Origin of the sequence: Streptococcus zalophi, from assembly GCF_016481285.1 — a bacterium.
Classification (GTDB): Bacteria; Bacillota; Bacilli; order Lactobacillales; family Streptococcaceae; genus Streptococcus; species Streptococcus zalophi.
Genome location: NZ_JAENBP010000001.1, coordinates 98,440 through 121,991 on the forward strand (window position 1 = coordinate 98,440; position 23,552 = coordinate 121,991).

The following is a 23,552-nucleotide window of genomic DNA, read 5'->3' on the forward strand; positions in this document are numbered from 1 at the left end:
AAAGAAAGAAAAATACTTTTAGTCATTTCACAGAATCATTTCTCACAATCACGCCTTAGTGATACGCATCTTTTTATCCAAACGAGATTTAGGGAGCTTAGCATTATAATCTTCCATTTCTTGTCGATAACCCAATGCGACAACCATTTGTGCACTCATATTCCTCTCTTTAAGTTCAAATTCTTGGTTGATAATATCCAAATCAATCCCTTCCATCGGAACGGCATCAATTGCCATTGAAGCAGCACCTAATAAAAGTGCGCCTACCGCTAAGTAACTTTGTTTAGCATGCCAGTGAGACTCGTCTTGTAAGTCTAATCGATGACTATTTAAATAAGAACGACGACCTGTATCTTGGTTTTCTTTACGTTGTTCATCACTAAAACGACCATCCGTATCTTCTTTTTCTAAAACAGTTGATAAGTGGTTTTCATCAACATATTTTTTACTGATAAAAACGATAACATGAGAAGCATTCATAATTTTAGGGTGATTATAAGCAAAAGAACCAATAGCTCCTTTGGCAATTCTCTTTTTCCCTTCTTCATTATCAGCCACAATAAAATAGGTTGGCTGTAAGTTGGTACTTGTTGGTGCTAATTGTAAAATAGCTTCTAATTGACTAAAATCCTCTTGAGATATTTTTTTATCTGGATTAAATTTTTTGGTCGCATAACGCCAGTTCATTGCTTCTTTTATTGTTAACATGACTTTTCCCCCCTAATGGTTTAACCACTTAATGCTATTATACACTTTTAAGACATCATTTTCTTTAGGAAAACAAAAAACCTGTTCACAAGGAACAGGTTTTATTTTGTTATTTCATTAGTTTTGAACGTCTTCTAACAATTTTCTAAATGGGACAAGACCTTCTGCTTGATATTCTTCAACAAATGCTTTGACTTCTGCTTCGCTGAATTTTTCAGTATCAATTTTTAATTGTTCTACTGGAATTGGACGGTCGTTTGCGATTTTAACGTCGATAACAACTGGTCCAGTTGCTTCTTTTGCTTTAGCAAAAGCTTCTCTCAATTCTTTAAGTGTTCTTACTTCAAAGCCAGTTGCACCCATTGCAGAAGCGGCATCACCAAAGTCTAAGTCAATCAAGTCAATTCCTGAGTGTGGTTGTGGCATGTCATCTTGTTCAGCTTCGATGAAACCAAGACTTTCATTAGTCAAGATAACATTGATAATTGGCATACGATACTTAACAGCAGTTGCAATGTCTTGCATGTTCATTGTCCATCCACCGTCACCTGAAATAGACCAAACTTGACGATTTGGATACTCAGCTTGAGCACCGATAGCTGCTGGAAGAGCATAACCCATTGTGGCATACCAAGCGCTTGTTGTGAAGGCTTGTTTTTCATTCATCTTAAGGAATCTTAAGCCATCAATGGTTACATTACCGACATCAACTTGGAAAATAGCATCATCTGTTGCCATGGCATTGATTTCTTTAAAGACTGGTTCCACACGAAGTGGTTCTGAATCGTCATCTTCAAAGCTAGCAATCCAGTTAACCCAGTTTTCTTTGTTGGCAAGAGCTACTTTGTACCAGTCAGTTTCTGGCATGTCTTTACCTTTTTCAAGAAGGGCTTTAATAGTCTTTTTAGCATCTGCTAAGATGGCAAGGTCAACTCTGTGACGTCGTCCAAACTTAGTACCATCAATATCCACTTGAATATAAGTCGCTTCTGGTTTAGCAAAATGATTTTGGAAAGGCATATCTGTACCAAAAGTGATAATGGTATCAGCTTCTTGAAGCATTTCAATACCAGGTTTTGTAGACACACGACCGGCTGCACCCATATAAAGTTCAAAATTATCAGGAACTATCCCTTTTGCAGGAGCTGAGCTAAGAATTGGTGCTTTTAATTGTAAAGCTAGTTTCATAATATCTTCACGCGCACCTCTTGTTCCTAAACCGATATAGATTAAAGGACGTTTAGCTGCTTGAAGAAGTTCTAAAGCCTTATCAACAAGATCTTCAGCTGGTTCAGGCATAATTGGTTTTTGATAGTTTGCTGCTGTTGAGATATAATTATCTTCAATTTCTTGCCAACCTAAATCTTTTGGAATAGTAATCACAGCAACACCTTTATGTGCATAAGCTTGACGAATAGCTTCATCAACCACATAAGGCATTTGTTCAGCAGTCATTACTGTACGGTTATAAATAGCCACATCTTCAAACATTGGATTTTCATTAAGTTCTTGGAAGTATGATTTATTCATATTGAAAGTAGGCACTTGACCAATAAGAGCAAGAAGTGGAATACCATCATGTTTAGCGTCATAAAGACCATTTAAAAGGTGAACAGCACCAGGACCAGCAGAACCAAATGTGACACCGATACGACCAGTGACTTTAGCTTCACCAACAGCTGCTAAGGCACCCGCTTCTTCGTGGCGAACTTGAACGTAGTTAATAGTGTCTTTACGATTGTGAAGTGCGTTCATTGTTGAATCAAATGAACCCCCTGGTAAACCATAAATATTTTTAACACCCCATGATTCAATAACTTTAATCATAGCATCTGAAGCATTTATTTTTGTCATTGTGACTCCTCCTTGTGTTTTCGAGAAAATGATTTGATTATGATATAGCAATTGTCATAATAGAAAAATCATTATCATCTAAACTAGAATTAATAGAATTTTGTTAAACAGTACACTTAAAATAAACTGATAAAAGGTACTTGATTAACTAACAGCAACATGATACTGCTCTTTTTTTAAAATATCAATTATTTTGCTCATACCTTTTTTAGCATTGTGAAAATCCAGTAAAACAAGAGGTTTAGATATTATATTTTTCGTTTTTTTACCTCACTAGTGCAGTTATTTTGTAAAAAATAAAAGCCCTTATCTTTTTTAGCAAGTGATAGTTTTTTTCTCACTACCATGACATTTTGCTATAAAGATAAGAGCTTTTTTATTTTATATCGTTATTGAAGAAGAGCTTTAATCGTTAAAAATAGTCCTTCCACACTGCCATCATTTGGAATATCAGTTATTTGATCTTTTATCCCTTTTACCCATTTATAGGAGTAAAGTACTCCTGATGGGTTTAAAACGACAATTGTGCTTTGAGGAAGATTGGGATTAAAAACGGTTAAAGACAGCTTTTCTTCCACACTAATTGGTACAGTATACTTAAACATGATATCTGCTTGCATCGTTTTACCAACCAAATAGCCATGTTTTGACAGTAATTCGTGTAGTGCTTCAATTTCTCTATCTAACATTCAAATTGCCTATGTTGCCTTTCTTATTTTTGTTTCTTTTTCCAATTCAAAAAGAATAAGGTAAATCAACTGGATACATAATTCTGAGCGTCCTGCATTATCAGTTGTTCCTGTCAAATAAACATCAAGCTGTGGACAGTAAAAAGCAAAGGCACCTGACAATCCTGAATGCCCATAAAAAGACAATCTATCTTCTTTTTCAAATTGCCCCATGGTTAGCTTCATATGACCACCACCATACTCTACAGGAGCATAATCTCCTTGAAGTGGTAAATAATGTGCCATTTTCTGCCAATGCGAGTTTTCAAACAAGCGCCCTTCAACAAAAGCTTGAATAAAAATCATTAAATCAGCTGTTGTTGAAACACCACCACCAGCTCCTTGAGCACTAGAGATGACCTTTGGACGTGCCAAATAATCTTCTCCAGTATAAAGAGGTGGAATCATTGCAAATTCACTACTTGTTAAAAATGAATCATTCATTAAAAGTGGGCTAAAAATATTTTTTTCAATACAAGCATCTAAAGACTGATGAGTGATGCTTTCAATGATTTGACCAAGAAGCATATAATTAATATCAGCATAATAAGCTTTTTTACTACCTGGAATAAAATGAGACTCTGTTTGTTTGACCCAATCTAACATATCTGAAAATTCATATGAAAAATCTTCTTGTTTTATTCTATTTTTTAATAAAATTGGCTCTTCATAAAACACATTTGGTAAACCACTGGTTTGAAATAATAAATCAGCAATAGTGATATGTTTTGTCTGGTCTTTTCCAGCATAGTGATGCAAGTTTTCCAACTTTTCTTTTGAGAAAAAATTCGTTATAATAGTTTTATAATCAAGTTTTTTTTGATCAATCAATTGAAGAATAATTGTTGTCATCCATAACTTTGTTACACTAGCTAAAACAAAAGGGGTATCTTCTTTGATATCTCCATGAGATAGCTGAATAAAGTCATCACTATGACGCTTTTTGAGACGTATGATTGCTCGAGGCAATTCATTTGTTTGTACAAATTTATCAAAAATACGTTCTAAATTGACATGTTGCATATTACCTTCCTCTCATTTTTTTACATGATAAGTAAAGAGCTATTGTTAGGATAAGTTTCATATAGAAAGTGTTTTATTATGGATATTCGTCAAATTTCTTATTTCCTAGCTATTGCAAAAACGCAAAATTATTCGCATGCTGCAAAAAGTCTGTTTATTTCGCAACCTGCCTTAAAACAATCCATTTCAAAAATGGAAGATGAGTTAAACACACAGTTATTTGTCTACCATGACCACAGACTTCATTTGACTGAAACAGGGCAATTACTGCTAGAAAAAGGGGAACCTTTAGTCCGTGATTTTAATCAGCTTATTTTTGATATTCAAAATAAAACCAAACATGAAAGACAGTGTATCACTATCGGTGTGACGTTTTTAACCATGTTACAATTTATTGATCAAATTTCTCGTTTTATTCGTCAAAACCCAACCATTGATGTTCATATTGTTCAAGAGGGCTCTATGAAATTACAACATCTCTTAGCTCAAGAAAAAATTGATGTTGGCATTCTTTCTTTTCCTCAAGTAGAACATGATATTATTATTGATCCAGTAGCCATAAACAACGCTAGCTATTCCACTTGTGTGGTTGTTCCTAAAAATCATCCACTAGCAACTAGAAAAAAAGTTGTCTTTAAAGACTTAAAAGAATCCTATATTGCTAGTCTTAGTGATCATTTTGCTTTAGGTGAATTAACAAAAAAACGCTGTCGAGAATTAGGAATTCTAAATCAAGTCATTATGACTCATAATGATTTTGAAATTCTACTACATAGTCTCAACAAATTGAACGCTGTCACTATCTTACCGACAGAGTTAAAAGAACTTAGTCCCGTAGAGGATTTGGTTTGGATTCCTCTTCATGATATTCAAAGTCAATACAAACAAGGTCTGGCTTATCGTAAAAATCCTAATCATTCTCAAGTAGTTAGTCAATTTATTGAAGCCATAAAGCATCATTAATGATTTGGGAAGGATAAGACTTGGTAATTTTCTTCTTGATTTGATACTCTAAGACCACCAAGTGCCAAAGCTTCCAACTCAAACTCACCAGGATAAACTTTAAAAGGTCCGATAAAGGCAACACGTTTTCTAACAGCCTCACAAAGTGCTTTTGAATAGGCCATACCACCTGTCATAGAAACCATATCAATAGGCCCATTGATACTAACTGCCAAAGTGGCTAACGTTTTAGCAATTCCTAAAGCTAGGGCATCAAAAACTAGACTTGCTTCTTTATCGCCTTGTGCCATTCTTTTTTCAACTTCTCGCAAATCAGCTGTCTTACAATGTGATTGTAGGCCAGCTTTTTTTCTGGCTAGATAGTTAAAATCATCAATTCCCATTTCTTTAATCTTACCAATAATGGCTTTTAAAGGCATTCCTCCTGATCTTTCAGCTGAAAACATAATCTCATCATCAGAGACAAAGTCTACAATTTCTCCTTTTTCATGAGCACTGGCGGTTGATCCACCACCAAGGTGAGCAATCACAATATTTAACTCTTCATAGGGTTTGCCTAAATCTTCAGATATTTTTCGAGCCACTGCTCTCATATTGAGATGATGTCCGGTTGAGGTGCGTTCAATTCCTTTAATTCCTGTTAATCTTGAGACATCACGCATAGAGTCTACGGTAACGGGGTCATAAACGTAAGCTGGCTTATCATTACCATAGTCTGCCATAATAAATTTGGCTAGTTTTGCACCAAGATTAGATGGGTGCTCTAATAAAGGATGATATTCCAAATGATTAATCAGTTCATCAGTTACCAAAATAGCACCAGGTTTAACAGGTCCAATCAGACCACCACGTCCAACGGCAACATCAATCTTATCTACCTGATGTTTTACAAGGACATTTTCGATGTCTTTTAAGCGACGTTCAAATTGATCAAAAACTTTGCTATAAGATTCTAAGTCCTCTGGAGTGTACAAAATATCTTCTTTCCAAAGAAGGTGATTATCTTGATAGAGAGCAATTTTTGTTGAGGTAGCCCCAGGGTTAATGGCAATAATCGTTTTCATATTAGTCTCCTATTCTTTAATCAGCATCTAGCATGAGAATTTGAGCTAGTAAAATGGAAGCATACTTTTCTTCAAAACTTGAACTTCTAGATGTAATAATCACAGGTGCTTTAGCTCCCATAATAATTCCTGCCATTTCTGAACCACCAAATAAAGTTAGTGATTTTGAAAAAACATTACCTGTTACAATATCAGGAGCCACCAAGATATTGGCATCCCCTTGTATTTTACCTGAATAAGCTTTTTCTTTGGCACTTTCTTTTGATAATGATAAATCAATTGAAAGTGGCCCTTCTACGATGATATCGTTTTGTTCTTGATAATCCTCAGCCACTAAGCTTTCCATGACTGATGATGGTAATTTGGGGATTACTGTTTCTGCAGCCGATAAAAGTGAAACTTTAATAGGAGTTACTTTTAAGGCCGTCATGACTTCTCTTGCATTTTTGATGATTACTTTAGCATTATCTCTATCTGCTTGTAAAATCAAACCACCATCAGTTACTGCAATCAGGTGATTGAGCGATGGCATTGAAAGAACAGCCACATGTGATAGGGTATCCGCTTTTTTAATGCCTGTTTCTCTATTAACCACTTCTTTTAGCACTTTTCCTGTTGGCAGATGACCTTTTAATATTGCTTGTGCTTTTTTTTCTCGTACTAATTCTACCGCTTTAAATGCTGCTTCTTGTTCATCTGCAATGTTGATTATTTCAAAAGAATCATCAGCTATATCATAATGACTCATTTTTTCTTTTAATTGCTTTTCATCATCAATAAAATAAGCATATATTCTTTTTTCTAAAATAGCTCTTTCAACACTTGATAACACTTCATCATCAGCAGCTTTAACAACTACTAAATGCATTGGGTTTTTGCTAGTTTTTATTTCCGGTCTAGCTTCTAATAATTTATCAATTAATAATGACATCCAATCACTTCCTAACTAAAAGGTATGTCTTTTCTTGCTACCGAAGTCTCAAGTAAGACATACCCTCAACCTTTAAATATTTAAACGATAATCTTCTGGAGTAACAATACCAAGAACATTCATAAACAAGTATTTAAACAGTAAGCCAAAGACTATCGGCCCACCAGCAAACACCAGTAACGTAATCAAGATATTAGTGATAGACCATCCACCACTCGCTAAATTGAGATGATTAAGAGGTCCAACCAGGCCACTAAAGCCAAAACCAGCACTCATTGGTGTGCCTTGAATGTTAAAGAGATAAGCTAACACACCTGTACAGGCACCTGAAGAGATAACAGGTAGCATAACTTTTGGATTCTTAACCACGTTTGGCATAGAAATTTTAGGTGAACCAATAAAGTGAGCAAATGAGGTTCCTCTTGTGTTAACAGCCCATCCTAAGATGGCAAAAGCAAATCCTGTGGCACAGACACCAAGATTGGCAGCTCCAGAACCGATTCCTGATAGGTTTATCGCTAGTGCAATACCAACCGTTGTGATTGGAGAGACAATCAGTATGCCAAAAATCATTGCAATCAACATACACATGATGAGTGGCTGCAATTGTAGTAATTGCGCAACGCCAAACCCTATCCACTCAGTAATCATGGCAACATAAGGTAAGATCAAACGTCCAAATAAGCCAACAACCAACATTAACAATGGTGGGATAACTAAGATTGTATAAGCTTTTAGGCCATTACCAACCCACAAAATAAGGGCAGCACCAAGAGCTGAGGTGATTAACATGTTAATGATATCTCCAGCTCCTGCCATCATGAGAACACCATCTTTCATCATGACTGAACCAGAAGCAAACAAGGTTGCTAAACCAAGTGAAGCGGATTGAATCGGATTAAATTTGAAATTCAGTCCAACCATGAAACCACAAACCAAGCCCATTGTTGCATTTGACATTGAAAGGCCCCATGATAAGGGAGTTAAAAATGGCATACTTGGGAGTAAAAGTTTAACAAGTTCTGAAAGGAGTGCTCCAGGGATTAAAACAACTACTGATCCTGTTGCAATACCATTTAGTACATTCATGGCAAATGCTTTTGCCGACAATTTATTTTCCATAATTCTCCTTTACTGATGAATACCGTGTCCTAGTAACACTTCGCTTGCGTCCATTATCGTTTCTGATAAACTTGGATGATTGTGAATGGTTAGTGTGATATCTTCTGCGGTCAGTAAGTTTTCAATGGCTAAAGTAATCTCACCAATCAATTCACTGACTCCTGGTCCCACTAATTGTGCTCCAAGCAGTTGATTGGTATCTTTATCAGAAACTAATCTGACAAAACCTTCAGGATGGTTCATTGATAAGGCTCTGCCATTACTTGCAAATCTAAAAGTGGCAACTTTAGGCGTTATACCATTTTCTTTAGCTTTTTCTTTGGTTAATCCTACCGTTGCAATTTCTGGTTGTGTATAAGCAACAGTCGGAATAACAAGATAATCAGCTGCAACTCCTGGCACTTGTGAGATGGCTTCTGCTGCTACTTTGCCTTCATAGGAGGCTTTGTGGGCTAGAGCAGGACCTTTTGTAATATCACCAATCGCATAAATGTGTTGTTGACTAGTTTGCATTTGCTCATTAACCGGAACTAAACCTTTGTCGTCAAGTTCAATACCTGATAACTCAACACTCATCATATCTGTATTAGGTCTACGACCAACCATTACTGCAATTTTATCAGCCAACACTTCTTCTTCTTTTCCTCTAATCTCATAGAAAAGATGAAGACCTTTTTTATCTTTCTCATAGCGGGAGGCTTTGGCATTAGTAATGATTGTCATCTTTAATTTTTCTGCCTCATCTAAGACTGGTTTAATCAGGTCTTTTTCAAAACCATTTAAAACACTGTCTTGTCCTTCTAAAACAGTGACATGACTACCCAAATTGGCATAAGCCATGGCAAGCTCCATACCAATATAGCCACCACCAATAATAGCTAATTCCTTAGGAATTTCTGTTAAATTTAAGAGGCCTGTTGAGTCTAAAATATCCTCATTAAATGGAAAAGCTTTTAATTCAATTGGACGACTCCCAACAGCCAAAATAGCATTTTTAAAGCGATAAGCTTCACCAAGGCCATCTTTTGGAGTAACAAAAACAGTATCTTTTGCGACAAAATGAGCTTCGCCTTCAACAATTGTTACTTTATTTTTCTTTAAAAGAGTTTTAACACCAGTTGTCAATTTAGAGACAACCTCTGTATTTTTCCATTCTTGTGCCTTTTTAAAATCCAATTGACTCTTACCAATTGTTAAGCCAAAAGGATGTGGCTTTTTAGCATTTGCATATTCATGTCCCACATGTATCAAGGCTTTTGAAGGAATACAGCCAACATTCAAGCAAACACCACCAACTGCCTCTTTTTCAACAATCACTACTTTTTGTCCGAGTTGAGATGCTCTAATAGCTGCGACATAACCGCCTGGCCCAGAGCCGATAACAATAGTGTCTACTTCATTTGTAAATCCGCCAACTACCATATCATCACCCCTCTGCTAATAATAAATCTGGGTCACTAAGATAGCTCTTAAGAAGATTGATGGCTTTTTGAGCATAAACCCCATCAATTGCTCGGTGATCAAAAGCAAAAGAAATTTTCATCACTTGTTTGAGAACAGGATTCCCCTCTTCATCAGGAAGAAAGACTTTGTCAATGCGACCAACATTTAAGATTGCAATTTCTGGAAGATTGATGATTGGTGTTGACCAAACACCTGCTGTTGCTGCTGCACCTACATTTGTCACTGACATCGATCCTTTACCCATATCAGAAGCAGCAAGTTTGCCATCACGAGCTTTTTGAGAAATGTCAGCAATTTCTTGAGCAATATCAAAGAGACTCTTACGTTCTGCATGGCGAATCATTGGTACCATCAATCCTCTTGGTGTATCAGTTGCAACACCAATGTTATAGTAGTGATGATGAATGATTTCGTTATTAGCCATATCGAGTGACACATTAAGGTCTGGGAAGTGTTTTAATAAACCAACTAAGGCTTTTACAAGATATGGTGTGAAGGTTAACTTAATATCTCTATCCGCTGCTAGTACTTTCATTTTATTTCTGTGTGCTACTAAGGCATCCACCTCAACTTGGTCAAACACAGTTACTTGAGCCACTTCACTGCTACTCTTAGATAATGCCTCAGCAATGGTACGTCTAATAGCTGGTAATTTTTCTACGGTTTCAGGGAAATCATCTCCAGATACCACCTTAGGACTTGCTTTTTCAACAACTGATTGTGTTTCTTCTGCTGGAATAACTTTTTCAGCAGGACCTTCTTTAACAGTAACTGGGTTTTCTACAAATCGATCAATATCTTCTATTGTTACTTTGCCATGATTTCCAGTTCCCTCAATCAAACGAATATCTACGCCTTTTGTCCGAGCATAACGACGTACTCTTGGAACCGCAAGTGTTCTGATATCAACATTCTCATCAACTTCTTTTGTTGCTTGTGGCACTGAAGTGGGTTGTGTTGAAGCAACTTCTTCAATAACTGGTGCGTCTTCTTTAGTTTCTGGTTTAGGTGGCTCACCGCCTGATTGATAAGCTTTTAATTCTTCTTCGGTTTCAGCAATATCTGCAATAGGTTCCCCAACAATACCAGTGTCACCAGCTTCCACATAAATTTTTGCTAAATAACCAGTGATTGGGCTTGGCAGTTCAACAACAGCCTTGTCACTTTCAATTTCTAATAAGGTGTCATCTTCATTGATTTTTTCACCGACACCGACAGCCCAAGACATGACAACACTTTCGTGTGTCCCTTCACCTGCATCAGGTAAAATATATTGATACATAGTGTGTCCTCCTAAAATTCTACGATTTCTTTTGCTTTAGCGACAATATCTTCTGCGTTTGGCATCCAATCTTCTTCAGCAAGACCAAATGGGAATATCGTATCTGGTGCAGTCACACGAGCCACTGGGGCATCTAAGTTCATGAATTGACGCTCAGCAATTTCTGACATGACTTGACCTGCTGTTCCTGCTTGACGTTGTGATTCTTGTAAAACAACAACACGGTGAGTCTTAGCAACAGATTTTTCAATAGTTTCATAGTCTACTGGAGAAACTGTTCTTAAATCAATCACTTCAGCACTGATGCCTTCTTTTTCTAATTGTTCAGCAGCTTGAACAGCAAGTGGTACCATCAAACCATAGCCAATTAGGGTGACATCTTCTCCTTTTCGAACCACATTTGCCTTGTCTAAAGGAACAGTGTAATAACCTTCAGGTACTTCATCTTTAACAGTACGATAAAGACGAAGATGTTCTAAGAAAAAGACAGGATCTTCTGACTCGATGGCAGAAATCAACAAACCTTTGGCATCATAAGCTGATGATGGAATAACAACACGTAGACCTGGAATTTGAGCAAACATACCTTCTAAACTATCAGAGTGAAGTTCCGGTGTATGAACACCTCCTCCATAAGGAGCACGAATAGTAACTTGTGCATTTCTTGTGCCACCAGAACGATAACGTTGTCTTGGCAGTTGAGCAATCAAAGCATCCATTGCTTCAATAATAAAGCCTGAGAATTGAATTTCTGGAATTGGGATAAAACCTTCTTGAGCAAGCCCAACAGACATATGAATAATGCCTGATTCAGCAAGTGGGGTATCAAAAACACGATTTTCACCAAATTCATCTTGTAAGCCAGCAGTAATACGGAAAACGCCACCGTTCTTACCGACATCTTCTCCAAAGATTAATGTATTATCATGTTTTTTCATGGCTTCTTTTAAGCCTTCTGTAACAGCTTGTGCTAATGTAAGAACTGGCATATTAGTTTTCCTCCTTAGCTTCATAGTAAGCAATTTGCTCTTTGATATTTTGTGGTTGTTGATCATACATAAACTTCAAAAAGTCTGTTATTTTTTGAGGAGGTGTTTTTGCCATTTCTGTCAAAGCATCTTTAGCCTGTGTTTTAACATCCTCATAAATAGCATCAACTTTTTCCTGACTCCACAAGCCTTTTTCAGTCAGATAGTTACCTAGGCGTTGTAACGGATCTTTTTTGAGCCATCCTTCTACTTCAGCATCTTCTCTGTAACGTTTTGGATCATCTGACATGGTGTGTGGACCATAACGATAGGTCATATTTTCAATAAGAACTGGGCCATTTTCAATAGCATACTCACGCGCTTTTTTAGTAGCATAATAAACAGCCACAGGATCCATACCATCCACACGAATAGCAGGGACACCTGCTGCAACAGCTTTTTGTGCCAGGGTAGCTGCTTTGGTTTGTTTAGACGTTGGAACAGAAATACCATAGCCATTGTTTTGAACAACAATGATTAATTGCGCATTGAAAACACCACCAAAGTTGAGGGCTTCATAAAAATCACCTTGTGAAGTTGAAGAATCTCCAGTTAGTGCTAAAGCAATTTGTTTTTCACCTTTCATACGTTTAGCAATACCATTACCAAGAGCTTGGATGGCACTTCCACCAACGATAACATTAGGTGAGTACATGTGAAGGTCATCAGGGTATTGATTGGCAGCAAAATGACCTTTGTACCAAAGGAAAGCTTGGGTTAAAGTCATACCAAATTTGACCGCAACCAAAACATCACGATAGGTTGGTGCAAAGACATCATTTTTATCTAGTGCTAACATGGCACCGTATTGACTTGCTTCTTGACCACCACTTGGGGCGTAGTTACTAAGAGCACCTTGACGATTCAATAGAATGACACGCTCATCCATCGCTCGTCCCCAAGTGATTGCTTCCATCAAGTTAACAAGCTCTTCATCTGTTAAACTATCCATGGCATCTTTATCGACAACATTTCCCTTTTCGTCTAAAACTTGATACATGGGAAATCCTTCTCCATATGATGCAGCTAATTCAGTAAATGTTACGTTACTAATTTTCATAGCAGTCTCCTTCCTTTCACTTAAATGATAGCGCTTTCTTTTTGATTCGTAAACTTCTTATTTCTTATAGCACTATAAGAATAATTATGTCATATTTAAAAATGCTTTTTATGAATACTCTTTTCAGTTTTCATGATCAAAGTCATTATCCATCGCTTTTGGTGATTGGTTTTACAGTTAAATTTGCTTATTATAAAACTTTTTATCATCATCCGTTGACAACTTAGATAGTTATCTTTTTATCTTAACTACTTTTATAATGATTAATAAAAAAAGAGAGAACGATTTTCGTTCTCTCAAAAATTTGTCTCTTTTCACCTCTTTAAGGTGATAAATTTTTTTTGATTTGTGAAGTGAGTGTTACTATTGCAACTCCTCTTCACGTTTTTTACGACCATAGCCATACAAAGCTAATGATGATAGGGCAAGTAAAGTACCAGCCACTACTGTATTTGTCTCATCTCCTGTTTTTGGTAAGCCTTTTTGATTGCTTGCTTTTTCCTTAGGAGTTTGGGTAGTTTCTTTAGTTGTTTGATTATCTTTTTTAGTGTCTTTAGACTCTTCATCTTTAGTAGATGGTGGCGTTTGATTGTTTGAAAGTTTAGTAACAGTCAATTTAGTACTTGCTTTACCATCATTAAAGTTGAGTGTTATATCGTGTTCCTTATCTTCGTTTGTTGCTAGAGTTTTTAAGTAGTCTGCTTTCAAAGTCAGTTTGGTTGAACCATCTGAAAGCTCATAATTGTTAGCATCAACGACTTGACCATCAATTGTCAAATTGAGGAATTTAGCCAAATCACCATCTGAAACAATGGTTAGACCAGTTGTTTGTTCAGATTGCCAAGTTTGATTGGCACCTTCAATAATCTTGTATTCAACGGCTTCTTTAAAAGTAACATGTGTTGACTTGGTCTTAAAGACATAAAAGTCATTCACTAAGTCATAAGCGATTATATTATTTTGATCATCATAGAAAATAGGATTGTCAATAGCTGCTTTGGCGATAGAATAAGTCAATTCTTTATTTAATGCTGGTAAATCATTACCATACACATCAGTTGCTGTGATTTGTCCACCACCATTAATGCTTAAGAGAATCTTCTTATCTGAAGTGCCTTTTTCAACAGTTATTGTTGAACCAGCAAAAGCTCTTGTTCTTCTATTGGCACGATACTTAGTCACATAGTCATTTTCAGCAAGGTATTTAGCGTGAGCTACCATTAATTCTTCACGAATTTCTTTCATAGTAGCAAAAGCTTTCTCAGCTAATTCATTATTGTTTGCAGTTGCTGCTTCACTGGTTTGTGGGCCGTCTAAAACAGCTTGGTTCATAATTTCTTGTTCTGCTGGTGTTAATTTGTCATTAACAATTTTCATGAATTCATCACGGTTAGTTTCAACCATGTGTAAAATGTCCATTGCTATCCAGTACATAGAGTCTTCAGAAAACTCATTCGTTTGATTTTGAATAGCTGCAATTCCTGTTGTTTGATTTGGATAATACGGCACATAAGGAGATACTAATGGAGAGCCCATAGCAAGCCACATCACACCAGGATAAGTATCAGTCATTTTTTCATGATCGAGCTGGAAGATATGTGCTTCCATGGTGTTACGATTTCCAATCGGATAAAGACTTGGATCACCTAATTCATCAGCCACTAAACCAATATGATCCATACGATTTCTAGTAAGAGCCATTAAATCTTGTAGGCTAATACTTTTTTCTGGCGCATCTTGTAAGAAATTATAGTATTGATCTTCAAGAGTCACATTAGCGTCTGGATTGAGGTGTTTGATACCAGAATAAACACGAGAACGATTGGATTCCACTAATTTCTCAGGAGCATAAGAACCAGCTAAGTCAATAACTCGTTTTGCTTCATCGCCTTTAAAAGTACCAGCTTTTTTAGCCACATCAAAGATACCTTTAGAGTAGAGGAATTGACCGTTTTTAGAAATGATGTAATTGTCAAATTCTTCGCCAATGTCTAATGTCACTTCATTGAGCCAGAAAGTATTTGGCATTACTGAGAATTTATCCTTAGGATATCTCATTGCTACAAATTGATGACCACTGTAGATTTCCATATACCAAGTGTCATCATGGTCAGCTACAACTAAATCATTGCCTTCAGAAGCGCCTTTTGTAGCCACTTCATTAGCAATAAGTTCCACTGCTTGATCTGCAGTATCAGCACTAGCTAATACAACAGTTGGAAGTACTGCCTCAGTAACCCCTTTTTCAACATATGGGTCAACGGCATCAATCTCATCTCTATAACTTGCTGAAACAGTCATATCAACAACTAAACCTTTATCATTGAAACCTGCTTCATCAAAGATACCATACTCTGGAGTGGTATCACTAACTGAAGTGAATTGGTTAGAGTCTTTTTCCATAACATACTCATAACCACCATCTTCACTGGTAGAGACATCAACAATTTTATCGCCAGCTTTATATTCACCGGCTTCATGAACTTGATAAACCTTATTATGATTCACTTCAAGATCTTCAGTTCGACCAAAATAAGCTTTGCCGTCTTCAGTTAAATCACTACCAACAATAAAGCCTGTACAAGCATCCACTGTCATAGTGAAACTAAAAAAGACAAAACACAACATGATAACTCCTATGAAATAGAAGAATTTCTTCATAGGTTTTCCCCCCTTTCATTCGTATTATACCTATTACTTTTTATAAAATCAATAGAAAACAGGTATTTTTTGAAGCGCTTACAAAAATAATTTCTAACTTGAAAAATGATTGAAAAATCCTTTGAATATTACATATAAACTGATTTGTGATATAAAAAACAAAATTGTTTTTCATTGAAATACCCTTGTTATCTTTCATTGATTTTCTGAAAACGTTTTTTGTTATAACTAATATTCAAAAAGAAAAAAGCTCTCAACAAGAGAAACTTAAAATACCTTATTGAGAGTTTATCATTCTTTAAAAATTAGTCACTGCTTTCGACCTTGTCTCTATTTTCTCTCTTACCTGTCACAAACATGGTAAAACTAGACTTAGTCAAAATTTCTTCTTTGTTATTTCGAATTAAAACATCAATAATCTTGGTCGTTCTACCATTATGAACAATCTGACCTTCAATCGTCAAGGTCTCATCCAAATGACCGGCCTTTAAATAATTAATGTTTGACTGCAAAGTAACCGACTCAAAACCAGTAGTCCTTACAACCAATCCACTGACCTGATCAGATAAGGTAAACAGATAACCACCATGAGTGTTGCCGTAGTAGTTAAGAGAAGAAGGCGTCACCTTGGTAGTCATCACCACATGCCCTTCTTCAACTGTCTCCATATGATAATTTTCAAAAATTCGTAGTTCCTTAAAATGAATGTCTTGCATTAGTTTTCTTCTCTCCTTTAAATCAAACAGATCTTATTGTACTTTAGAAATAAAAGTCTGATAATTATTATGATTGCTCTAATTGCTGGATAAACTCTCTTACTTTCTCATCAATTTCAGAAATAATCTTTATAAAGGCTTGATCTGATTTTCCTGTTGGGTCATCCAAACCCCAATCCTCTGTGTCATAATAATAGGGAAGAGCTGGACAACTGACATTACAACCCATAGTAATAACTTGTTCAACTGCCGGAATATCAGTTATTAACTTAGGTGTTTGAGACTCTTCCATATCAATACCATAGAGCACCTTCATAAGTCTCACCGCATCAGGATTAATCTGATTTTTAAGAGCAGTACCAGCAGAATAAACCTCGGCAATATGTGAGCCATATTTTTTCATCAAAGCTTCCGCAATCTGACTGCGACAGGAATTATGGACACATAGAAAAGCCACTTTTTTCTTTTTCATAGCTAACCTCTTTTACTTTTTTATAATAAGTAACATCTGACTTCTAGTATACACTATAATGAGCAAAAGTTAAAAAGGTTGGTTTTTAGTGATTGAAAGCCAAAAAATGATACAACCATTATAAAAGAGGACTTCGTTAGCCCTCTTTTTATCTTGAATAATTGAAAGTATTAGATAAACAGCTGCATATTGGCATTTTCACTATCACCAATAAAGGTCGCAACGCCTCCATACTCAACGAAATCAAATAATTCTTCTTTTTCTATCCCCATCAGATCCATACTCATGGTACAAGCAACAAATTTCACACCTAATTGATGGGCTTGTTCAATCATATCTGGCAAGGAATCCACATTTTTTTCTTTCATGATGTGTTTGATCATTTGACGTCCCATACCACCCATATTCATTTTGGAAAGTGGCATATCATTTGCTTTTGAAGGAAGGAAAATGTCAAATAGTTTCGCTAAACCAGATTTCTTCACTTTTTGTTTTTTCAGCATTGATAAGCCCCAGAAAGTAAAGAAGATTGTCACTTTTTTACCATAAGCTGCAGCGCCTGAGGCAATAATCATTGAAGCTAGCGCTTTATCCAAGTCACCACTAAAAACAACCATAGTCATGCCATCTTTGGTTTCTTGCAAGACTCCTTCTTGAGCTAAAAGAGAATTTGGTCCTTTTTCACTAGGAAGGTCTTTGCCTTTGACTAAGCTAACGAGAACTTTATTGCCCTCAATTCTATTATCAACTATCGTATTACCAGTGTTTTTTGCCCAATTCTCAATATCTGCACTAAAGCCAAAATCACTCGCTTGGATATTAAGAACTTGGCCATCTGTCATGCCATCAACTGACTCCTTAACTTTTAAGATAGGACCTGGACACTGCAAACCGCAGGCATCAAGAGTAATGGCATCTATATTCTCAGAAATCGTGGTCGTTTTTTCTTCTTTCTTTTCTGGAATGGTTTCTTGTTTAAAAGAAATCAATTGGTATTTTGATTGCTTATAAGTCTTGTAGCCACCATCTAGGTTTTTAACCTCAAAACCAGCTTGTTTCAAAATTCTAGCTGCATTATAGCCACGTTGACCTACTTGACAGTAGACATGAATGGTCACATCTTTTGGTATTTCGTCCAATCGATTTCTTAGTTGGTTCAAAGGAATATGCTTACTGCCATCAAAACTGCCTGTTGCTAATTCAAATGCTTCTCTAATATCTAAGAAATAAGCACCAGAAGCTAGCAGTTGATCAACTTCGTGCCACTGGAATGTCTCAACCATTTCTCTTTTAATATTATCAGCTGTGTAGCCAAGGAGATTGACAGGATCTTTAGCAGAAGAATAAGGTGGGGCATAGGCTAATTCAATACTTGCCAATTCTTCTACTTTAGCACCAAATGTCATTGCTGTTGCGATAACATCTATTCGTTTTTCTACTCCTTCAGTACCAATCGCTTGTGCGCCCAAGATTTTGCCTTCTTTTGTAAAAAGAATTTTTAAGGCTATTGGTGAGGCACCAGGATAATAACCAGCATGTGAATTAGGGTGAATGTGAATGACATCATAATCAATGCCTGCTGCTTTTAATTGTTTTTCATTGTTTCCAGTACTTGCTGCTGTTAATTCAAATACTTTTGCAACTGATGTTCCTTGGGTCCCTGGATAGCTAGTATCAATACCATTAATAATATCAGCCACTAAACGCCCTTGACGATTGGCAGGCCAAGCAAGAGGAATATTAGTCGCTTCTTTTGTGACCTTATTGACAACTTCAATAGCATCACCAATGGCATAAATATCTTTGGCAGAGGTTTCTAAACGTTTGCTTACCTTGATGCCGCCTTTAAACCCTAACTCCAAACCAGTTTTTTTTGCAAGACTATTTTCAGGAACAACACCTATCGCTAAAATAATCATTTCTGTGGCTAATTCTTGACCACTAGATAGGATTAGTTTTTGACCATATTCTTTGATTTCAGTCACACCATCTGAAAGAATGAGATTGACTTTATGAAAATTAATTTGCGCGTGTAATTGTTGAGCTATTTCAAAATCAAGGTTTGGCATGACTTGATTTGCCATTTCAACCAAATTGACCTGAATCCCTAATTCAACAAGGTTTTCCATCATCTCAAGACCAATAAAGCCTCCTCCAACAACTGTTGCTGTTTGAATGGAGTGAGTTGCAATATAGTCTTTAATTAAATCCATATCGGGAATATTTCTGAGAGTGAAAATATTGTTTGCGCTCTCTAAGCCCTTAATAGGTGGGACAATTGGTTTAGCTCCTGTTGAGATAATTAAATGATCAAAAGTTTCGACATACTCACGATTATTTTTGGCATCATAAACAGTAACCGTTTTTTCATCTGGATTGATGTCAATTACTTCTGATAAATTTCTAATATCAATTCCGTATTGACTACTCATTCCTTCGACAGTTTGCAACAAAAGATTGTCACGGTCTTTAATGACATTACCAACATGATAAGGAAGCCCACAGTTGGCAAAAGAAATATATTCTCCCTTTTCAAATAAAATAATCTCGTCTTTTTCATTTAAACGTCTCAACCTTGTTGCAGCAGTAGCACCACCAGCAACACCACCAATAATTACTATTTTAGCCATCTGTTCCTCCAAACAATTTTCTACTTCTTTAGATTAAAAAAAATCTTTTGACATTTCTATAATCGCAGCATTTATATACCCCTTTGGGTATATAAAATATAGCATACCAGAAACTGATTTGTCAAATATGATTTAAAAAGATGACTCTGATCAGAATTAGATTATTAGTTATCTATATTTCAAATAAAACTAATATTGACAACTTCTAAGATTTTGTTGAAAAACTAAACATGGCATTTCTTGTACACAAAAAAAGGTTATATTCTGTACTCAGTACAAAACATAACCCTTTGCAGATAGTGTCATAAAGATAAATCAAATGTAAAGACAAGATTGTTATCGTTTAGACTCATCTTTTTTAAAATATTATTTGTTTGAGATTGCTGCTTGTGCTGCTGCAAGTCTTGCAATAGGCACTCTAAATGGTGAACAAGAGACATAATCAAGACCAAGCTTATGGAAAAATGCAATGGAAGAAGGTTCGCCACCATGTTCACCACAAACACCTACATGAAGGGCAGGATTGTTTTTTCTTCCCAACTTAACAGCCATTTCAATCAGTTGTCCAACACCTTTTTGATCGACTTTAACAAAAGGATCACTTTCAAGAATATTGTCCTCATAGTAAGACTCTAAAAACTTAGCAGCATCATCTCTTGAGAATCCAAATGTCATCTGTGTTAAGTCATTTGTTCCAAAACAGAAGAAATCTGCTTCTTTTGCAATTTCATTTGCTGTTAAACAAGCTCTTGGGAGTTCTATCATGGTACCCACTTCATATTTGAGATCAATGCCTGCTGCTGCAATTTCGGCTTCTGCAGTTTTAACAACAATATCTTTAACCACTTTAAGTTCTTTAATCTCAGATACTAACGGAATCATGATTTCAGGTTTTATCTCCCAATCCAAATGGGCTTTTTGAACAGCAAGAGCCGCTCTGATAACTGCTGCTGTCTGCATTTTGGCAATTTCAGGATAGGTAACAGCAAGACGGCAGCCTCTATGGCCCATCATTGGATTAAACTCATGTAACGAATTGATGATATCTTTAATATCATTAACAGATTTACCTTTTGTCTTTGCAAGCTTTTTAATATCTTCTTCAGAAGTAGGTACAAATTCATGAAGAGGTGGGTCAAGGAATCGAATAGTAGCCGGATTTCCTTCTAGCGCCTCAAATATTTGCTCAAAGTCCCGTTGTTGGAGGGGAAGAAGTTTAGCAAGTGCTTCTTCTCTTTCTTCAAGAGTGTCTGAGCAAATCATTTCACGAAAAGCATCAATTCTACTTTGTTCAAAGAACATGTGTTCTGTCCGACAAAGCCCTAAACCTTCAGCACCCAATTCTCTTCCTTTTTTAACATCTTGAGGAGTATCTGCATTTGTACGAATTCCAAGAACTCTAAATTCATCTGCCCAATCCATAATTCTTTCAAATTCATCAACAATTTCTGCTTCTTTGGTCGGAATTTCTCCTTCATAGATTTTGCCAGTTGTGCCATCTAGAGAAATCACATCTCCTTCATGAAATTCTTTTCCAGCAAGTCTAAATACTTTATTAGCCTCATCCATAATAATTTCTGAGCAACCAGAAACACAACATTTTCCCATACCACGCGCAACCACTGCCGCATGAGAAGTCATGCCACCACGAACCGTGAGAAATCCTTTAGCAGCTTTCATTCCTTCTATATCTTCAGGAGACGTTTCTAATCTCACAAGAATGACAGCTTTTCCTAATTCTCCCCATTTTTTAGCATCTTCAGCTGTAAATACAATCTGTCCACTAGCTGCACCTGGTGATGCTGCAAGTGCTTTTGCAATCGGTTTTGTCTTTTCTAGTATTTTTGCATCAAAAGCAGGATGTAAAAGTGTGTTTAAATTTCTTGGATTAATCATTGTGACAGCTTGTTCCTTGGAGATCAAGCCTTCATCGACAAAATCACAGGCTATTTTTAAAGCTGCAAATGCTGTTCTTTGACCGATTCTTGTTTGAAGCATATAGAGCTTTTTATCCTCTATTGTAAACTCCATATCCTGCATATTTTTGTAGTGATTTTCAAGCGTTTGGCAAATTCTGATAAAATCAGCGTATACTTCTGGCATAATCTCTTTTAATTGCTCAATAGGTTGAGGTGTGCGTATCCCTGCCACAACATCCTCTCCTTGTGCATTGAGAAGAAATTCCCCCATTAAACGTTTTTCTCCTGTAGCAGGATCCCTTGTAAACGCTACTCCAGTGCCCGATGTATCACCCATATTCCCAAAGACCATCATCTGCACATTAACTGCTGTCCCCCAAGAATAAGGAATGTCGTTATCACGTCGATAAACAATTGCCCTTGGATTATCCCATGAACGAAAAACAGCTTTTATAGCACCAATCAGTTGTTCTTTAGGGTCACTTGGAAAATCTGAACCAAGCTTTGACTTGAAGATAGCTTTAAACTGTTGAGTCAGTTCTTGTAAATCCTCTGCATTTAACTCAACATCTTCTTTTATCCCCTTTGTAGTCTTCATTTCATCAATAAGAGTCTCAAAATTTTTTTTATCAAGTGTCATTACCACATCAGAATACATTTGAATAAATCTTCTATAGGAATCCCATGCCCAGCGAGGATTACCAGATTTTTCTGATAGTCTTTCAACAACAGCATCATTTAAACCAAGATTGAGAATAGTATCCATCATACCAGGCATTGATACTCTCCCACCAGAACGGACCGAAACAAGTAAAGGATTGTCAGCATCCCCGAACTTTTTCCCTGTTATTTCTTCTAGTTTAGTGATATAATCCATGATTTGTTCAAACATGTCATCATTAATTTTTTTCCCATCTTTATAATATTGCGTACATGCCTCAGTGGTAATGGTAAACCCTTGAGGAACAGGAAGATTGAGCTTTGTCATCTCGGCAAGGTCTGCACCTTTTCCTCCAAGAAGATTTCTCATACTCGTATCGCCTTCCTTAAAGAGATATATCCATTTCTTACTCATACCTTAACCTCCAAAAAACTCCGTTATCATTATAAAATTAATTAAATGAAAGTGATGATAGATGTTATTTAATGACTAGAAAATAAGTTATCTTTTTAATATTATGACGTTTTTATCTAAATTGCTCGCAAATAAAGATATATTTTTATCTTAAGATTATTTAATACTTAGTCAAATTATGAATAGCCTTGATTGCATCCAAATATGATTAAAATAAGAATACTTTTTGATTATTAGTCAATGTGGTAGAAATGATACTTCTTAATTTAATTGTCAATCATCTCATATTACTGACATTCATAAATTATTGAGATTTTTACTGAAGTTACCTCCTTGATGCCACTTTTTCATGAAACATATCATCGTGTTATTTAAACCATCACAACTCGTTTCATAATCTGTTTATGTTTATTATTTTTTTATAATTTGTTCAACGTTCTTCTTTATAATAATGATTTGCGAAGCAATATAAGACTTTAATCACCTCCTTTCCCTCTAAACAACGATGTTTGTGTTATAGAGGCAAGCTTTGAAGTTTCAAAAAATATCCTACGATAAAAAAAATAATTTGTAATCGTTTACATTTACTCACAAAAAATATTAAAAAATAGCTTGAGTAGCTTGATTAATGTAACAACATTGTTAACCTTGTTCATAATTGTTAATAGACTATGAAAGAAGTTGACTATTGACAATTCGTTCAAATTGATAGTCGTTTCAAACTCAAAATTGACAATAGAAATAATAAGTTTTTTTAACTCGCTATTACCAATCATCCGTTTTTTGAGCGTACTAAAGTCGCTTTTTCAAACAGTGACTGATAATCACATTACACCCGCATTATAACATATG

The 23,552-nt window shown here is 36.0% G+C and carries 17 protein-coding genes; 1 reads left to right on the forward strand and 16 read right to left on the reverse strand.

The window, feature by feature from the left end; genetic code table 11:
- Positions 1-48 precede the first annotated feature (48 nt).
- The 4 genes from nfsB to JHK64_RS00450 form a co-directional block, all read right to left on the reverse strand.
- On the reverse strand, positions 49-708 hold the full coding sequence (gene nfsB, locus JHK64_RS00435) for an oxygen-insensitive NAD(P)H nitroreductase (protein WP_199567027.1): 660 nt from the start codon (positions 706-708) through the stop codon (positions 49-51).
- A 117-nt stretch (positions 709-825) separates the two neighbouring features.
- Positions 826-2,562 carry a pyruvate oxidase gene (gene spxB, locus JHK64_RS00440; RefSeq protein ID WP_199567028.1) on the reverse strand — a complete coding sequence of 579 codons (1,737 nt, stop codon included), beginning with the start codon at positions 2,560-2,562 and terminating at the stop codon, positions 826-828.
- Positions 2,563-2,951: 389 nt separating this feature from the next.
- A complete protein-coding gene (locus JHK64_RS00445; RefSeq protein ID WP_199567029.1) occupies positions 2,952-3,251 on the reverse strand; it encodes a hypothetical protein in 300 nt (99 codons plus the stop codon).
- A gap of 9 nt (positions 3,252-3,260) precedes the next feature.
- Positions 3,261-4,313, reverse strand: coding sequence for a serine hydrolase domain-containing protein (locus JHK64_RS00450; protein ID WP_199567030.1), 1,053 nt, complete (start codon positions 4,311-4,313; stop codon positions 3,261-3,263).
- 78 nt (positions 4,314-4,391) lie between these two features.
- On the opposite strand from JHK64_RS00450, the gene JHK64_RS00455 reads away from it, so the two are divergent.
- Positions 4,392-5,276, forward strand: a complete 885-nt coding sequence (locus JHK64_RS00455) for a LysR family transcriptional regulator (protein ID WP_199567031.1) — start codon at positions 4,392-4,394, stop codon at positions 5,274-5,276.
- Here JHK64_RS00455 and buk read toward each other — a convergent pair.
- The 12 genes from buk to ppdK all read right to left on the reverse strand — a co-directional run bounded on the left by buk (position 5,273) and on the right by ppdK (position 22,700).
- Positions 5,273-6,340: a butyrate kinase gene (gene buk, locus JHK64_RS00460; RefSeq protein ID WP_199567032.1), complete on the reverse strand. Its 1,068-nt coding sequence runs from the start codon at positions 6,338-6,340 to the stop codon at positions 5,273-5,275. The genes JHK64_RS00455 and buk overlap by 4 nt on opposite strands.
- A gap of 16 nt (positions 6,341-6,356) precedes the next feature.
- On the reverse strand, positions 6,357-7,271 hold the full coding sequence (locus tag JHK64_RS00465; RefSeq protein ID WP_199567033.1) for a phosphate acyltransferase: 915 nt from the start codon (positions 7,269-7,271) through the stop codon (positions 6,357-6,359).
- Between the two features lie 72 nt (positions 7,272-7,343).
- Positions 7,344-8,393, reverse strand: a complete 1,050-nt coding sequence (locus JHK64_RS00470; RefSeq protein ID WP_199567034.1) for a PTS sugar transporter subunit IIC — start codon at positions 8,391-8,393, stop codon at positions 7,344-7,346.
- A gap of 9 nt (positions 8,394-8,402) precedes the next feature.
- Positions 8,403-9,815: a dihydrolipoyl dehydrogenase gene (gene lpdA / locus JHK64_RS00475; protein WP_199567035.1), complete on the reverse strand. Its 1,413-nt coding sequence runs from the start codon at positions 9,813-9,815 to the stop codon at positions 8,403-8,405.
- Between the two features lie 4 nt (positions 9,816-9,819).
- A complete protein-coding gene (locus JHK64_RS00480; RefSeq protein WP_199567036.1) occupies positions 9,820-11,139 on the reverse strand; it encodes a dihydrolipoamide acetyltransferase family protein in 1,320 nt (439 codons plus the stop codon).
- Positions 11,140-11,150: 11 nt separating this feature from the next.
- Positions 11,151-12,128 carry an alpha-ketoacid dehydrogenase subunit beta gene (locus JHK64_RS00485; RefSeq protein WP_199567037.1) on the reverse strand — a complete coding sequence of 326 codons (978 nt, stop codon included), beginning with the start codon at positions 12,126-12,128 and terminating at the stop codon, positions 11,151-11,153.
- Between the two features lies 1 nt (position 12,129).
- Positions 12,130-13,227, reverse strand: a complete 1,098-nt coding sequence (locus JHK64_RS00490; protein WP_199567038.1) for a thiamine pyrophosphate-dependent dehydrogenase E1 component subunit alpha — start codon at positions 13,225-13,227, stop codon at positions 12,130-12,132.
- 363 nt (positions 13,228-13,590) lie between these two features.
- Positions 13,591-15,855: a dipeptidase gene (locus JHK64_RS00495; protein ID WP_199567039.1), complete on the reverse strand. Its 2,265-nt coding sequence runs from the start codon at positions 15,853-15,855 to the stop codon at positions 13,591-13,593.
- Positions 15,856-16,193: 338 nt separating this feature from the next.
- Positions 16,194-16,604, reverse strand: a complete 411-nt coding sequence (locus JHK64_RS00500; RefSeq protein WP_199567040.1) for a PaaI family thioesterase — start codon at positions 16,602-16,604, stop codon at positions 16,194-16,196.
- Positions 16,605-16,671: 67 nt separating this feature from the next.
- On the reverse strand, positions 16,672-17,076 hold the full coding sequence (locus tag JHK64_RS00505; protein ID WP_199567041.1) for an arsenate reductase ArsC: 405 nt from the start codon (positions 17,074-17,076) through the stop codon (positions 16,672-16,674).
- Between the two features lie 170 nt (positions 17,077-17,246).
- Positions 17,247-19,706: an FAD-dependent oxidoreductase gene (locus JHK64_RS00510; protein WP_199567042.1), complete on the reverse strand. Its 2,460-nt coding sequence runs from the start codon at positions 19,704-19,706 to the stop codon at positions 17,247-17,249.
- A 366-nt stretch (positions 19,707-20,072) separates the two neighbouring features.
- Positions 20,073-22,700, reverse strand: a complete 2,628-nt coding sequence (gene ppdK, locus JHK64_RS00515) for a pyruvate, phosphate dikinase (protein ID WP_199567043.1) — start codon at positions 22,698-22,700, stop codon at positions 20,073-20,075.
- Between the last annotated feature and the right edge of the window lie 852 nt (positions 22,701-23,552).

What these genes read in the sequence shown, in the direction of transcription:
- JHK64_RS00450 (WP_199567030.1), bottom strand. Translation starts at nt 4,313, where the DNA reads ATGCAACATGTCAATTTAGAACGTATTTTTGATAAATTTGTACAAACA.
- spxB (WP_199567028.1), bottom strand. Translation starts at nt 2,562, where the DNA reads ATGACAAAAATAAATGCTTCAGATGCTATGATTAAAGTTATTGAATCA.
- JHK64_RS00495 (WP_199567039.1), bottom strand. Translation starts at nt 15,855, where the DNA reads ATGTTGTGTTTTGTCTTTTTTAGTTTCACTATGACAGTGGATGCTTGT.
- JHK64_RS00485 (WP_199567037.1), bottom strand. Translation starts at nt 12,128, where the DNA reads ATGCCAGTTCTTACATTAGCACAAGCTGTTACAGAAGGCTTAAAAGAA.
- buk (WP_199567032.1), bottom strand. Translation starts at nt 6,340, where the DNA reads ATGAAAACGATTATTGCCATTAACCCTGGGGCTACCTCAACAAAAATT.
- lpdA (WP_199567035.1), bottom strand. Translation starts at nt 9,815, where the DNA reads ATGGTAGTTGGCGGATTTACAAATGAAGTAGACACTATTGTTATCGGC.
- JHK64_RS00505 (WP_199567041.1), bottom strand. Translation starts at nt 17,076, where the DNA reads ATGAAAAAGAAAAAAGTGGCTTTTCTATGTGTCCATAATTCCTGTCGC.
- JHK64_RS00445 (WP_199567029.1), bottom strand. Translation starts at nt 3,251, where the DNA reads ATGTTAGATAGAGAAATTGAAGCACTACACGAATTACTGTCAAAACAT.
- JHK64_RS00455 (WP_199567031.1), top strand. Translation starts at nt 4,392, where the DNA reads ATGGATATTCGTCAAATTTCTTATTTCCTAGCTATTGCAAAAACGCAA.
- JHK64_RS00470 (WP_199567034.1), bottom strand. Translation starts at nt 8,393, where the DNA reads ATGGAAAATAAATTGTCGGCAAAAGCATTTGCCATGAATGTACTAAAT.
- JHK64_RS00480 (WP_199567036.1), bottom strand. Translation starts at nt 11,139, where the DNA reads ATGTATCAATATATTTTACCTGATGCAGGTGAAGGGACACACGAAAGT.
- JHK64_RS00510 (WP_199567042.1), bottom strand. Translation starts at nt 19,706, where the DNA reads ATGGCTAAAATAGTAATTATTGGTGGTGTTGCTGGTGGTGCTACTGCT.
- JHK64_RS00490 (WP_199567038.1), bottom strand. Translation starts at nt 13,227, where the DNA reads ATGAAAATTAGTAACGTAACATTTACTGAATTAGCTGCATCATATGGA.
- ppdK (WP_199567043.1), bottom strand. Translation starts at nt 22,700, where the DNA reads ATGAGTAAGAAATGGATATATCTCTTTAAGGAAGGCGATACGAGTATG.
- JHK64_RS00500 (WP_199567040.1), bottom strand. Translation starts at nt 16,604, where the DNA reads ATGCAAGACATTCATTTTAAGGAACTACGAATTTTTGAAAATTATCAT.
- JHK64_RS00465 (WP_199567033.1), bottom strand. Translation starts at nt 7,271, where the DNA reads ATGTCATTATTAATTGATAAATTATTAGAAGCTAGACCGGAAATAAAA.
- nfsB (WP_199567027.1), bottom strand. Translation starts at nt 708, where the DNA reads ATGTTAACAATAAAAGAAGCAATGAACTGGCGTTATGCGACCAAAAAA.